Origin of the sequence: Micromonospora sp. DT178 (genome assembly GCF_049841695.1) — a bacterium.
Lineage (GTDB): Bacteria > Actinomycetota > Actinomycetes > Mycobacteriales > Micromonosporaceae > Micromonospora.
Genome location: NZ_JBNCKV010000003.1, coordinates 250,569 through 264,220, shown reverse-complemented (window position 1 = coordinate 264,220; position 13,652 = coordinate 250,569). Strand labels below are relative to the sequence as shown.

13 protein-coding genes are annotated in these 13,652 nt (G+C 74.3%); 10 read left to right on the top strand and 3 right to left on the bottom strand.

Going from position 1 to position 13,652, the window contains the following annotated elements; all coding sequences use genetic code 11:
* Positions 1-244: 244 nt before the first annotated feature.
* The 9 genes from ACLQ22_RS07795 (at position 245) to ACLQ22_RS07755 (ending at position 10,542) form a co-directional block, all read left to right on the top strand.
* Entirely contained in the window at positions 245-1,213 is a 969-nt protein-coding gene (locus tag ACLQ22_RS07795) for a DMT family transporter (RefSeq protein ID WP_425691651.1), read from the top strand.
* A gap of 46 nt (positions 1,214-1,259) precedes the next feature.
* Positions 1,260-2,585, top strand: coding sequence for an MATE family efflux transporter (locus tag ACLQ22_RS07790; RefSeq protein ID WP_425691650.1), 1,326 nt, complete (start codon positions 1,260-1,262; stop codon positions 2,583-2,585).
* Between the two features lie 81 nt (positions 2,586-2,666).
* Positions 2,667-3,551: a tRNA pseudouridine(55) synthase TruB gene (gene truB / locus ACLQ22_RS07785; RefSeq protein WP_121396040.1), complete on the top strand. Its 885-nt coding sequence runs from the start codon at positions 2,667-2,669 to the stop codon at positions 3,549-3,551.
* 56 nt (positions 3,552-3,607) lie between these two features.
* Entirely contained in the window at positions 3,608-4,537 is a 930-nt protein-coding gene (locus ACLQ22_RS07780; protein ID WP_366638469.1) for a bifunctional riboflavin kinase/FAD synthetase, read from the top strand.
* A gap of 181 nt (positions 4,538-4,718) precedes the next feature.
* Positions 4,719-4,988, top strand: coding sequence for a 30S ribosomal protein S15 (gene rpsO, locus ACLQ22_RS07775; RefSeq protein ID WP_357577390.1), 270 nt, complete (start codon positions 4,719-4,721; stop codon positions 4,986-4,988).
* Positions 4,989-5,215: 227 nt separating this feature from the next.
* Positions 5,216-7,600, top strand: a complete 2,385-nt coding sequence (locus ACLQ22_RS07770; protein WP_121396037.1) for a polyribonucleotide nucleotidyltransferase — start codon at positions 5,216-5,218, stop codon at positions 7,598-7,600.
* Positions 7,601-7,649: 49 nt separating this feature from the next.
* Positions 7,650-9,074, top strand: a complete 1,425-nt coding sequence (locus ACLQ22_RS07765) for a M16 family metallopeptidase (protein ID WP_425691649.1) — start codon at positions 7,650-7,652, stop codon at positions 9,072-9,074.
* Positions 9,075-9,225: 151 nt separating this feature from the next.
* Positions 9,226-9,999 carry a 4-hydroxy-tetrahydrodipicolinate reductase gene (dapB, locus tag ACLQ22_RS07760; protein ID WP_425691648.1) on the top strand — a complete coding sequence of 258 codons (774 nt, stop codon included), beginning with the start codon at positions 9,226-9,228 and terminating at the stop codon, positions 9,997-9,999.
* A gap of 48 nt (positions 10,000-10,047) precedes the next feature.
* Positions 10,048-10,542, top strand: a complete 495-nt coding sequence (locus tag ACLQ22_RS07755) for a GNAT family N-acetyltransferase (RefSeq protein WP_121396035.1) — start codon at positions 10,048-10,050, stop codon at positions 10,540-10,542.
* A 5-nt stretch (positions 10,543-10,547) separates the two neighbouring features.
* On the opposite strand, the gene ACLQ22_RS07750 is transcribed toward ACLQ22_RS07755, so the two are convergent.
* On the bottom strand, positions 10,548-10,928 hold the full coding sequence (locus ACLQ22_RS07750) for a VOC family protein (RefSeq protein ID WP_425691647.1): 381 nt from the start codon (positions 10,926-10,928) through the stop codon (positions 10,548-10,550).
* Between the two features lie 260 nt (positions 10,929-11,188).
* On the bottom strand, positions 11,189-11,833 hold the full coding sequence (locus ACLQ22_RS07745; RefSeq protein WP_425691646.1) for a GNAT family N-acetyltransferase: 645 nt from the start codon (positions 11,831-11,833) through the stop codon (positions 11,189-11,191).
* A 35-nt stretch (positions 11,834-11,868) separates the two neighbouring features.
* Here ACLQ22_RS07745 and ACLQ22_RS07740 point away from each other — a divergent pair, with 35 nt between their 5' ends.
* Positions 11,869-13,176 (top strand): glycosyltransferase 87 family protein, encoded by a 1,308-nt coding sequence (locus ACLQ22_RS07740; protein ID WP_425691645.1) that lies wholly within the window; start codon positions 11,869-11,871, stop codon positions 13,174-13,176.
* Here the strand turns inward: ACLQ22_RS07740 and ACLQ22_RS07735 are convergent.
* Entirely contained in the window at positions 13,075-13,626 is a 552-nt protein-coding gene (locus ACLQ22_RS07735; protein ID WP_425691644.1) for a GNAT family N-acetyltransferase, read from the bottom strand. The two genes, ACLQ22_RS07740 and ACLQ22_RS07735, sit on opposite strands and share 102 nt — an antisense overlap.
* Positions 13,627-13,652: the final 26 nt, after the last annotated feature.

The following is a 13,652-nucleotide window of genomic DNA, read 5'->3' as shown; positions in this document are numbered from 1 at the left end:
CTCCGCTAGGGTGCGGGCATGAGGCCTTTCCAGGGCGTTCTGCCCCCGCCGCGCTCCTGACCGGAGCGCCACGCCACCGGCCCGCCTCCCCTTGCGGGATGGCCGCCGGTCCACTCGCCGGGCGGCCCGCCTGAACGGCGGCCCCCGCAGGACCCGGGTGGAAACGCCCGCCGCCTGTCCGTCGTGCGTGCGCTCCGACTGACGCCAACCCTGTCAGCGGCCCGATCCTGCCTGGAGCGCACCCGTGACCCGATCGTCTTCTCTGCCGTCGTCCACGTCCACGTCCACGTCCCCGTCCACCCCGCGCCGCCCCCGGCCCGCGCCGAGCGTCGGCGCCCGCCGGGGGCTGCTCTACGTCACCGGCGCCGCCGTGCTCTGGGGCACCACCGGTGTCGCGGTGCAACTCGTCCGCGAGTCCACCACGCTCACCCCGACGGGCATCGGCTTCTACCGCCTCGCCATCGGCGCGCTGGTGCTGGTCGCCCTGGTGGCGCACCGGCTGGGCCCGGTGCTCGCGGCGCTGCGGTCGCAACCGGTGGCCCTCGTCGGGGTCGGGGTCGGGCTCGGGGGCTACCAGGCGCTGTACTTCCTCGCGGTCGCGGCGGGCGGTGTCGGGGTGGCCACCGTGGTCAGCCTGGGGCTCGCCCCCGTCCTCATCTTCGGGTGGGAGTCGCTGCGCGCGCGGCGGCTGCCCGGGCGGACCATGCTGGGCGCCCTGGTGACCGGCGTCGCCGGCCTCGTGCTGATCACGGTGTCGGTCGGGGAGCCGGGCGCGACCGCGCCGCGTCCGCTGCTCGGTCTGCTCGCGGCGTTCGGCTCGGGGGTGGGCTACGCCGCCAGCACCGTGCTGAGCCGGCACGCCGCGCGACGCGTCGCGACGATGACGCTCACCACCGTGTCCGCGGTGGTCGGCGCGTTGACGTTGGCCCCGGTCGCGCTGGCCGAGGGGATCGGCGTCCCGGCCCGGCTCGCGCCGATCGGCCTGCTCGTCCACCTCGGGGTGGTCACCACGGCGGTGGCGTACGCCCTGTTCTATGCCGGGCTGCGCGCCGTCACCGGCAGCGCCGCCGCGCTGGCCACCCTGGCGGAGCCGCTCACCGCCGTGCTGCTCGCGGTCTGGCTCGTCGGCGAGTCGCTCTCCGTGCCGGTGGTCGTCGGGGGAGTGCTTCTGCTCGGTGCCGTGAGCGTCGTCCAGCTGGCTTCCGGTAAGTGATCGGCTGGCTTGCGATCCTTACTCGTCCGTGCCAGGATCGGCGGCGATGAGCCAATCCGTCGCCTTCGGGCCCCGAGCGGTCGCGCCCCGCCGGATCGCCGCGCTGGCCCTGCCGGCGCTGGTGGTGCTGGCCGCCGAACCGATCTACGTGCTCGTGGACACGGCGGTGGTGGGACACCTCGGCCGGGTGCCGCTGGCCGCCCTGGCCGTCGGCGGCACCGTGCTGACGCTCATCGCCTGGCTCGGCACGGTGGTCGCGTACGGCACCACGGGGCGGTCGGCCCGGCGGTTCGGGGCGGGCGACCGGGCGTCCGCCGTCGCCGAGGGCGTCCAGGCGTCCTGGCTGGCCCTCGGGGTGGGGGTGCTGGTCGCGCTCGGCATGCAGGTCGGCGGCGGGGCGCTGGCGCGTATCCTCGTCGGAGGCCCCGGCGAGGTGACCGACGCCGCCGCGCAGTGGCTGCGGGTCGCGGCGCTCGGCGCGCCCGGCCTGCTGCTCGCCGCCGCCGGCAACGGCTGGCTGCGCGGCGTGCAGGACATGCGTCGCCCGCTGGTGTTCGTGCTCGGCCCGAACGTGCTCTCCGCCGTGCTCTGCCCGCTGCTGGTCTATCCGGCCGGGCTGGGCCTGGTCGGCTCCGCCGTGGCCAACGTGGTCGCCCAGACCATCTGCGGGGCGCTCTTCGCCGGGGCGCTGATCGCCGAACGGGTCTCGCTGCGGCCCCACCCCCGGCTGATCGGGCAGCAGTTGGCGCTCAGCCGGGACCTGCTGATCCGGGGCGTCGCGTTCCAGGCCAGCTTCCTCTCCGCCACCGCCGTCGCCGCCCGCTTCGGGGCCGCCGCCGTGGGCGCGCACCAGATCGCCCTGCAACTGTGGTTCTTCACCGCCCTGGTGCTCGACGCGCTCGCCATCGCCGCCCAGTCCCTGATCGGCGCCGCGCTCGGGGCCGGCGAGGACGCCGCCGCCCGGGACCTGGCCCGCCGGATCGGGCTGCTCGGCGGCGTCTGCGGCGTGGCGTTCGCCGTGCTCGTCGCCGCCGGCGCCGGCGTGGTCCCCGGCTGGTTCAGCTCCGATCCGCAGGTACGCGAGCAGGCCATGCTCGCCTGGCCGTGGTTCGTGGCGATGCTGCCGCTGGCCGGTGTCGTGTTCGCCCTCGACGGCGTGCTGATCGGCGCGGGTGACGTCCGCTACCTGCGCAACCTCACCATCGTGGCCGCGCTCGGCGGCTTCCTGCCCGCGATCTGGCTGACCTACGGGCTCGACCTCGGCCTCGGCGGCATCTGGGCGGGGCTGACGCTGTTCGTGGTGGTCCGGCTGGTCGCCCTGCTGCTGCGGCTGCGCTCCGGGGGTTGGGTCGTGACCGGCGCGGTGCGCTGAGCCTCGGCACCTGCCGGCCGTCCACCCGACCGAGTACGGCGGCGGCGGGGCGTCCGACCCGGTCTGGCAGGCTTGGGTGTCGTGAGCACAGACGGTCTGATCGTGGTCGACAAGCCCGGCGGCATGACGTCGCACGACGTGGTGGCGCGGATCCGCCGGTTGGCGCGGACCCGCCGGGTGGGGCACGGCGGCACCCTCGACCCGATGGCCACCGGCGTCCTGGTGATCGGGGTCGGGCGGGCCACCCGCCTGCTCACCTACGTGATCGGCGCGCACAAGAGCTACACGGCCACCGTCCGGCTCGGCCAGGCCACCGTCACCGACGACGCCGAGGGCGACGTGATCGCCACCACCCCGGCCGGCCAGGTCACCGACGAGGCGATCCGGGCGGCCCTGGCCGCGCTGACCGGCGAGATCGACCAGGTGCCGAGCGCGGTAAGCGCCATCAAGGTCGACGGGCAGCGGGCGTACAAGCGGGTGCGCGAGGGGGAGAGCGTCGAGCTGCCCGCCCGTCGGGTCACCGTGTCCCGGCTGGAGCTGCTGGCGGTGCGCCGCGACGCGCCCGACGTCGTCGACGTGGACATCGACGTGACCTGCTCCTCGGGGACGTACATCCGGGCCATCGCCCGGGACGCGGGCCTGGCGCTCGGGGTGGGCGGGCACCTGACCGCGCTGCGCCGTACCGCCGTCGGGAACTTCCCCCTCGCGGAGGCCGCCACCCTCGACCAGCTGGAGGAGCGCGCCCCCGAGGTGGTGAACCTGCCGCTGGCGGCGGCGGCCGACCGGTTCTTCCCGCGCCGCGACGCCGGGGCCGACGAGGCGAAGGTCCTCTCCCACGGCGGGCCGCTCGACCCCGTGGGAATCGCCGGCCCCTACGCGGTCTTCGGCCCGGACGGCGGCCTGATCGCTATCGTCAGCGAGCGGGACGGCCGGGCCCGCGCGGAGATCGTGCTCGCCCCCGCCTGACGGGGGAGAGGGACGGCGGCCGGCGCGGGCCGCCGGAGAGGCAGGGGAGGAGCGGCATGCAGCGGTGGCGGGGGTACGACGCGGCGCCCGGTGGCTGGGGGCGGTCGGTCGTCACCATCGGCGTCTTCGACGGCGTGCACAAGGGACACCAGGCGACCATCGGGCACGCCGTGTCCCGGGCTCGCGAGTTGGGCGTGCGGTCGGTGGTGGTGACCTTCGACCCGCACCCGGCCGAGGTGGTGCGCCCCGGCTCGCACCCGGCGGTGCTCACCGAGACCGCCCGCAAGGCCGAGCTGATCGAGGCGCTCGGCGTGGACGTGCTCTGCGTGGTGCCGTTCACCCCGGAGTTCTCCCGGCTGCCCGCCGAGGCGTTCGTGCACGACATCCTGGTCGAGCACCTGCACGCCGCGCTGGTCGTGGTGGGGGACAACTTCCGCTTCGGGCACCGGGCCGCCGGTGACGTGGCGCTGCTGGAGCGGCTCGGCCGCACCTTCGGCTTCGCCGTCGAGGGCGCCCCGCTGGTCGCCGAGGCGGGCACGGTCTACTCCTCCACGTACATCCGTTCCTGCGTCGACGCGGGGGACGTGACGGCGGCGGCCGCCGCGCTCGGCCGCCCGCACCGCGTGGAGGGCGTGGTGGTCCGCGGCGACCAGCGCGGCCGCGAGCTGGGCTTCCCCACCGCCAACCTGCTCTGCCACCGGTACGCGGCGGTGCCCGCCGACGGCGTCTACGCCGCCCGGCTGGTGCGCCGGGGCCACGCCGAGCCCCTGGCGGCGGCGGTGTCGGTCGGCACGAACCCGACCTTCTCCGGCCGGGAGCGGCGGGTGGAGGCGTACGTGCTCGACTTCACCGGCGACCTCTACGGCGAGCGGCTGGCGCTGGACTTCGTGGCGCACCTGCGCGGGCAGATCCGCTACGACGCGATCGAGCCGTTGATCGCCCAGATGAACCAGGACGTCGAGCGGACCCGGCGCGTGCTCGGCTGACCGCGTCGCGGCCCTTGACAGGCCGCCGTCCGGCAGGGCTGGTAGTCTGGCGGGGACGTCGGCTGACCGACGTGGGGCCTCGCGTGCCTGCACGACGCCGCGGGTGCGAGGTACCGGTCCGTTTCCGGTCCACTGACCGATCCGACGGACATCATCGAACAACCCACGAAACAGGGAGAACATGGCGCTCGACCAGGAAGCCAAGGCCAAGATCCGCGCGGAGTACGCGACCGCCGACGGCGACACCGGTTCGCCGGAGGTGCAGGTCGCGGTCCTCACCAAGCGGATCGCCGAGCTGACGGAGCACCTGAAGGTGCACAAGCACGACCACCACAGCCGCCGTGGGCTGCTGCTGCTGGTCGGCCGCCGCCGTCGGCTGCTCAACTACGTCCACAAGAAGGACATCAACCGCTACCGGTCGCTCATCGAGCGGCTCGGTCTGCGCCGGTGACGTGACGGGGGAGTGGCCCGACCGGGCCACTCCCCCGCTTCGCCACCACACGAAAACCGGGCCGCGCGACCACCCGAGAACGGGAGCCGGTCAGCGTACCGGTCTCCGGTAGTGGCCCCCGGGCACCCCGGCATTGCGCCGGCCACCCGGGCGCTTCGATCGAAGACCGGCCGTCTGAGCAGCTCCCCGCGTCGTGGGCCCCCGATGCGAAGGAGCACGACAGCACCATGACCGAGACCAACCTCGGCACCGAATCCCGCACCGCCGTGATCGACAACGGGTCCTTCGGCACCCGTGAGATCACCTTCTCCACCGGCCGGCTGGCCCGTCAGGCCGCCGGCTCCGTCGTCGCCCAGCTCGGCGAGACGGTCGTCCTCTCCGCCACCACCGCCGGCAAGCAGCCGAAGGAGCAGTTCGACTTCTTCCCGCTGACCGTCGACGTCGAGGAGCGGATGTACGCCGCGGGCCGCATCCCCGGCTCGTTCTTCCGCCGCGAGGGCCGCCCCAGCGAGGACGCGATCCTCACCTGCCGGCTGATCGACCGGCCGCTGCGCCCGTCGTTCGTCAAGGGCCTGCGCAACGAGGTCCAGGTCGTCGAGACCATCCTCGCGCTGGACCCGCAGCACCCCTACGACGTCGTGGCGATCAACGCCGCCTCGATGTCGACCAAGCTCTCCGGCCTGCCGTTCTCCGGCCCGATCGGGGCGACCCGGGTCGCGCACATCGACGGCCAGTGGGTCGCCTTCCCGACCCTGGAGGAGCTGGCCCGGGCCACCTTCGACATGGTCGTGGCCGGCCGCTCGCTGCCGGACGGCGACGTCGCGATCATGATGGTCGAGGCCGAGGCGACGCCGAACGCCGTGACCCTGATCGCGGGCGGCGCGACCGCCCCGACCGAGGAGATCGTGGCCAGCGGCCTGGAGGCCGCGAAGCCGGCGATCCGCGAGCTGTGCCGCGCGCAGGCCGAGCTGGCCGAGGTGGCCGCCAAGCCCGTCGCCGAGTTCCCGGTGTTCCTGGACTACCAGGACGACGTCTACGAGGCGGTGGCCGGTGTGGCCCGCGCCGAGGTCGCCGAGGCCCTCCAGATCGCCGGCAAGGCCGACCGCGAGGAGGCCCTCGACCGGATCAAGGCCAAGGTCGCCGAGGAGCTCGGCGGTCGCTTCGAGGGCCGGGAGAAGGAGCTCAGCGCCGCCTTCCGGTCGCTCACCAAGTCCGAGGTGCGCAACCGGGTGCTGCGCGAGCAGGTCCGCATCGACGGCCGCGGCCCGCGCGACATCCGCCCGCTGACCGCCGAGGTCGGCGTGCTGCCCCGGGTGCACGGCTCGGCGCTGTTCGAGCGTGGCGAGACCCAGATCCTGGGCGTCACCACGCTGAACATGCTGCGCATGGAGCAGATGGTGGACACGCTGTCCCCGGAGAACCGCAAGCGCTACATGCACAACTACAACTTCCCGCCGTACTCGACCGGTGAGACCGGCCGGGTCGGCTCGCCGAAGCGGCGCGAGATCGGCCACGGCGCGCTCGCCGAGCGGGCGCTGATCCCGGTGCTGCCGTCGCGCGAGGAGTTCCCGTACGCCATCCGGCAGGTCTCCGAGGCGCTCGGCTCCAATGGCTCCACCTCGATGGGCTCGGTCTGCGCCTCGACGCTGGGCCTGCTCTCCGCCGGTGTGCCGCTGAAGGCGCCGGTGGCCGGCATCGCCATGGGGCTCATCTCGGACGAGGTGGACGGCAAGACCCAGTACGTGACGCTGACCGACATCCTCGGCGCCGAGGACGCGTTCGGTGACATGGACTTCAAGGTCGCCGGCACGCCGGAGTTCGTGACCGCGCTCCAGCTCGACACCAAGCTCAACGGCATCCCGTCGGACGTGCTGGCCGCCGCGCTGCAGCAGGCGTACGAGGCCCGGCAGACCATCCTCGGCGTGATGCAGGCGGCGATCGAGGGCCCGGCCGAGATGTCGGAGTACGCCCCGCGCGTCACCACCGTCAAGATCCCGGTCGACAAGATCGGCATGGTGATCGGCCCGAAGGGGCAGACCATCAACGCGATCCAGGACGAGACCGGCGCCGAGATCTCCATCGAGGACGACGGCACGATCTACGTCGGCGCCACCAACGGCCCGTCGGCCCAGGCGGCGGTGGACCGGATCAACGGGATCGCCAACCCGACGCTGCCGAAGGCCGGGGAGCGGTTCCTCGGCACGGTGGTCAAGACCGCCGCGTTCGGCGCGTTCATCTCGCTGCTGCCGGGCCGGGACGGCCTGCTGCACATCTCCAAGGTGGGCGACGGCAAGCGGGTCGAGCGGGTCGAGGACTTCCTCAACGTCGGCGACCGGGTCGAGGTCGAGATCGCGGACATCGACGCCCGCGGCAAGATCTACCTGGACAAGGTCCGCCCGGAGGGCGCCGAGGCGCCGGCCGCCGGCGAGGCCGCCGGTGGCGAGCGTCCGGCCGGCCGGGACCGGGACGACCGGGCTCCGCGCGACCGGGGCGACCGTGAGCGCGGCGGCGACCGGGGCGGTCGTGGCCCGGGCGGCGGCGAGCGCGGCGAGGGCGGCGGCGAGGGTGGCGAGGGCGGCGAGCGTCCGCGCCGCCGCACCCGGCGCAGCTGACGCACCGCACCATCGCATCACCCACCCCTCGTCGATCTGGGAGCAACACGTGAGTCGGGCCGTCAGCGCGCCGTTTCCGCCGGATCGACGGGGGGTGGCGTCCGTTCCGGGCCCCGCAGGGGCCTCCCACCGGAGCACCGCGGCGGCCCGCTCCGGCGGCGCCGCCCGGGCGGTGACCCGCACGATCAGCGACGACCCGCTGGGCGGCACGGTACGCCGTACCGTGCTGCCCAGCGGGCTGCGCGTGCTCACCGAGGCGATCCCGGCGATGCGCAGCGTCTCGTTCGGCGTCTGGGTCGCGGTCGGCTCGCGGGACGAGACCGGCCCGCAGGCCGGCGCGGCGCACTTCCTGGAGCACCTGCTCTTCAAGGGCACCAACAAGCGCAGCGCGTTGGACATCTCCTCGGAGATCGAGGCGGTGGGCGGCGAGACCAACGCCTTCACCACCAAGGAATACACCTGCTACTACGCCCGCGTGCTGGACGAGGACCTGCCGCTGGCCATCGACGTGATGTGCGACCTGGTCGCCGACTCGGTGCTGGAACCGGCCGACGTGGAGACCGAGCGGGGCGTGATCCTCGAGGAGATCGCCATGCACGACGACGAGCCCGGCGACGAGGTGCACGACCTCTTCGCCCGGGCCGTCTACGGCGACCACCCGCTGGGCCGGCTGATCTCCGGCACCGAGGAGACCGTCACCCCGATGACCCGGCGGCAGATCCAGGGCTTCTACCGCCGCCGCTACACCGCGCCGCAGATCGTCGTCGCCGCCGCCGGCAACCTGGACCACGCCACGGTGGTCAGGCTGGTCCGCCAGGCGCTGCGCGGCACCCCGCTGGACACCGACCCCGCGACGCCCGCGTCGCACCGGTCGGCCACCCCGGCCGTACGCACGAAGCCCGCCACCACCCTGGTGGAGCCGAAGGAGACCGAGCAGGCGCACGTCATCCTCGGCTGCCCCGGCATCGACCGGCTCGACGAGCGGCGCTTCGCCCTCGGCGTGCTCAACAACATCCTCGGCGGCGGCATGTCGAGCCGGCTGTTCCAGGAGATCCGCGAGCGGCGCGGCCTCGCCTACTCGGTCTACTCCTACGCCAGCCAGTACGCCGACAGCGGCCTCTTCGCCGTCTACGCCGGCTGCGCCCCGGGCAAGGTCGACGAGGTGCTGGAGCTGACCCGGGCCGAACTCGCCCGGGTGGCCGCCGACGGCCTCACCGAGGCCGAGGTGGCCCGCGGCAAGGGGATGAGCAAGGGCGCGTTCGTGCTGGGGCTGGAGGACACCGGCTCGCGGATGAGCCGGCTGGCCAAGGGGGAGCTGCTCTACGGCCACCTGATGCCGGTCGACGAGCTGCTCGGCCGGGTCGACGCGGTCACGGTGGCCGACGTCAACACCCTGGCCGCCGAGCTGCTGAGCCGGCCGATGTCGCTGGCCGTGGTCGGCCCGTTCGGCGCGGGCGACTTCTCCGCCCGCTGACCCGTCCCGGTCGCCCGCCCCCGCCCGACGCCGGCCCGGCCCGGCCCGTCACGTCATCGCGTCGCCGCCGGCGCTGCGGACTGTCCCGCACGTCCCCGCCGGTGCCGGTCCGCCCGGATGCGCGCGTCCCGATTGGGATAGGTTGTGCCCCGTGACTGACGAGCAGGAGAAGAGCCTGGACGAGCTGATCCGGGTCGGCGTGCTGGGCGCCCGGGGACGCATGGGCATCGAGGTGTGCCGGGCCGTGGACGCCGCCGCCGACATGGAGCTGGTGGCCATGGTCGACCAGGGCGACGGCCTGTTCGCCGCGTCCGACGCCGGGGCCGAGGTGGTCGTCGACTTCACCACCCCGGACGTCGTCATGGACCATCTGCACTGGTGCATCGACCAGGGCATCAACGCGGTCGTCGGCACCACCGGCTTCACGGAGCAGCGGCTGGAGCGGGTGCGCGGCTGGCTGGCCCACAAGCCCGGGGTGGGCGTGGTGATCGCCCCCAACTTCGGCATCGGCGCGGTGCTGATGATGCAGTTCGCCGCCCGCGCCGCCCGGCACTTCGAGTCGGTCGAGATCGTCGAGCAGCACCATCCCCGCAAGCTGGACGCCCCCAGCGGCACCGCCACGCACACCGCGCGGCTGGTCGCGGCCGCCCGCGCCGAGGCCGGGCTCGGCCCGGTCCCGGACGCCACGAAGGACGAGGTCGCGGGCGCCCGGGGCGCCGACATCGACGGGGTACGCGTGCACGCCGTGCGCGCCACCGGCCTCGTCGCCCACCAGGAGGTGCTCTTCGGCACCGTGGGGGAGACGCTGACCATCCGGCACGACTCGTACGACCGGGTCTCGTTCATGCCCGGCGTGCTGCTGGCCGTCCGCGCGGTCCGCACCCGGCCCGGGCTGACCGTCGGCCTGGACGCCCTGCTGGACTGACGGGCAAACCCGTCGCGACGGCACCCGGGCGGCCCCTAGGCTGCCCGGGTGATCGATTCTGGACTCTCCGACCGGGCCGGGCGCCGGGTCACCCTGCGCCCGGTGGACGACGACAACTGGCGGGCGGTGGCCGACGTCGCCCCGCGCGACGACCAGCGCGGGTGGGTGGCGGCGCTGGCCGCCCGCTACCTGCTGCTGACCATGCGCTCCGACGTGTGGACCTCACTGGCCGTGTACGCGGACGAGACCGTCGCCGGGCACGTCATGTGGGGCGTCGACGACGACGGGTCCCGGTGGATCGGCGGCATGGTGGTCGACGCGGCCGAACAGGACCGGGGCGTCGGGCGGGCGGCCGTGCGCACCCTGGCCGCGTGGCTGGGCGGCCAGGACGGCGGTCACCCCGTCCGGCTCTCATACCACCCCGACAACGTCCAGGCCGCCCGCCTCTACACGAGCCTCGGCTTCGTGCCCACCGGGGCGATGGAGGACGACGAACTGGTCGTCGAACTCCTTCCGCCCGCCCAGGTCCCGCCCCGGCCCTGACGGGGTCAGCCCTCCTCGATCACCGACAGGATGTTGCCGGCCGGGTCGGTGAACCACGCGATGGTCGGCCCGTTGCCGCGCATGACGCCCTTGTCGTCCTGGGGCATCCCGGGGTAGCGCGCGAACTGCACCCCGCGCGCGGTCAGCTCGTCGACGGCCCGGTCGACGTCGTCGACGGGGAAGTTGAGCACCGTGTAGGCCGCGGGAGTGTGGTCCGCCTTCGGGTAGACCATCACGTCCCGGCCCCCGGCGAGGTGCAGCGTCAGCAGGCCGCCCATGGCGTCGTCCCGCGACACCCGCAGGCCGAGCGTGTCGGCGTAGAACCGCTCGGCCCGGCCGGGGTCGTCGACCGAGAAACTGCTCCACGCCGTCGTGTCCGTGAACATGCCCGGTGCCTCCCTCTCGTGGACGCCGCCACCGCGACCATGAGGTCACCGTAGGCGACGCCCCCGACAGTGTCCGGCGGAACGCCGCCACCGGCGGGTCGGGGACCGCGGGTCGGTGTCGGTGCGCTCCGGGCCCGGGAGCGCCCGGCCCGGTCGCGCTTCGGACCCGGGAACGTCCGGCCCCGGCCCAACTCGGCCGGTGGTGCTGTCCGCCCCCGTGCCCGGTCGCGCTCCGGGCGCGGGAGCGCCGCCAGGGACGGTCAGTCCCCGGGCGTCGCCGACGCACCCGGCGCCAGGTCCGGCAGCGTCGCCTCGGTGGGCGTCGCGTCCGCCGGGTCCGCGTCCGCGGGCACCGCCACGTGCAGGCGCACCTGCGGGACGAGCATGTCCTCCACGTCCAGCGCGCGGGCCGCGCCGTCGGGCTCCCAACCGGTGCTGGTGAGGAACTTCCGGGTCGCCGCGTCGCCGTCGAAGGCCCAGGCCAGGGCGCGGGTGAACCCGTCGGCACGCCACAGGTCGACGGTCGCGGCGAGCAGCCGGCTGCCGTGCCCCCGCCGGCCCCAGCGCGGCTCCACCAGCAGGTCCGTCACCGCGGCGACGTCCGGCCCGAGCACTTCCGCCGGCTCACCCGGGGCGAGCGCCTCGGCGTCGGCCGGACCGGAGGCGGCGAACCCCACCAGATAGGATTGCTCGGCCTGTTCGACGGCGACCAGCACCCGGTGGGCGCCGGAGGGCGGCTCCTGCACGGCCGCGCTCCACCGCCTGGCGAGCCACGCCTCGTCCAGGTTGTCGAGCACGTGCCGGGGCAGGATCCGGCGATAGGCGACCCGCCAGGTCGCGAGTTGGATGTGTGCGATCTCGCCGGCGTCTTCCGGACGCGCCGGGCGGACGTACCCGAGAGCCATGGGACGGAAGCCTACGCAGGGCGAGGGAGGCGATGGTGGCGCAGGGTCCCCGACGGACGATCCAGCAGGTCGTCGGCGTCGTCGCGCTCGCCGTCGCGGTGACCGCCTTCCTGTCCGTCGCGGCCGTCCGGCACGGCTTCTTCGACCTCAAGGTCTACTACGGTGCGCTGACCTGGTGGGTGCACGACGGCGGGGAGATCTACGACTTCCTGAAGCCCGGCACCCAGTACGGCTTCACGTACCCGCCCTTCGCCGCCCTGGTCATGCTGCCGATGGCGTACCTGCCGTGGTGGGCGGCGATCGCGGTCAGCGTGGCCGCCAGCGTGGTGGTCACCGCCGTGCTGTTCTGGTGGCTGATCGACCCGGTCTCCCGCCGCTCCGGCTGGACCCGCTGGTTCGCCCTCGCCGTGGCGCTCTGCCTGGCCGCCGCGTACGAGCCGATGCGCGAGACGGTCAACTTCGGCCAGGTCAACATGCTGCTGCTCTTCCTGGTCGCGATCGACCTGCTCCGGCTGCTGCCGGCCGGCAACCGGTGGGCCGGCGTGGGCATCGGCCTGGCCACCGCGATCAAGCTGACCCCGGGCATCTTCATCGTCTACCTGCTGGTGACCCGCCGCTGGCGGGCCGCGGTCACCTCGATGGCCGCCGCGGCCGGCGCGACGCTGCTGGCCGCCGCGCTCTTCCCCGACGCCTCGCGGGAGTTCTGGACGGAGGCGCTGTGGAACACCGGCCGGGTCGGTGAACTGGCGTTCGTCTCCAACCAGTCGCTGCGCGGCGTGGTCGCCCGGCTGAACCCGGAACACCCGAGCACCCTGGCCTGGCTGGCGCTGGTGCTCGCCACGCTGGCGCTGTGGGCCTGGCGCTCCCGCGCCGCCGTGGCCGCCGGCGACGAGGCGACCGGCCTGGCGCTGACGGGCGCGGTGATGTGCCTGGTCAGCCCGGTCACCTGGGTGCACCACCTGGTCTGGCTGCTGCCCGCGCTGATCCTGCTGGTCGACAACGGGATGGCCGCGCCCGCCGGCAGCCGTCGACGCCGCCTCCTGCTGGGCGCCGCGATCGTCGGCTACGGCTTCCTGATCAGCCGCATCGTCTGGGCCTGGGAGAAGGACTTCACCGGGCTCGACGGCTTCCTCGGCAGCAACGCCTACGTCTGGATCAGCCTGGCGCTGCTGGCGTTCCTGCCCATCCGCCGCTGGGGCGACCCGGGCCGGAGCAACCGCCGTCGGGCGACGCCGGCCGGGTCAGCCGCCGAGGCGCCCGGCGTACCGCAGCTCGACCAGCCCGACCGGCGGGCGCCCGCCGGCCAGCGGCACCGGATAGGTCGACCGCTCACCGTCCGGTGACAGCCCGGCCCGCTCGTAGAACCGGCGGGCCCGGTGGTTGGCCTCCAGGACCCAGAGCCGGTAGTCCGACCAGCCCCGGGTGGCCAGCCCGTCCCGCGCCGCGGCCAGCAGCGCCCGCGCCGTGCCGTCGCCCCAGCGGGTCGGCTCGACGTACATCGCCACGACCTCGCCGTGCGCGGCGTCGAGGTCGCCACGGTCCTGGTTGTTGCGGTACGGGCCGAACGTGGTGAACCCGGCCAGCGTCCCGTCGACCTCGGCGAGCAGGGTGGTGAACGGGTGTTCCGGGTCGGCGGTGCCGAGGTCCCGGCGGCGCTGCGCCCAGGCCGTGACGTTGAGCCGCCGCAGCACCTCCTCGGGCATGATCCCGGCGTAGCCGGCCTGCCAACCGTGGATGTGCACCCGGGCGACCGCCTCGGCGTCGTCGGGCTCCTCGCGGCGGATCGTGAGCATGCGTCCGTTCTATGCCCCGGCGGGTG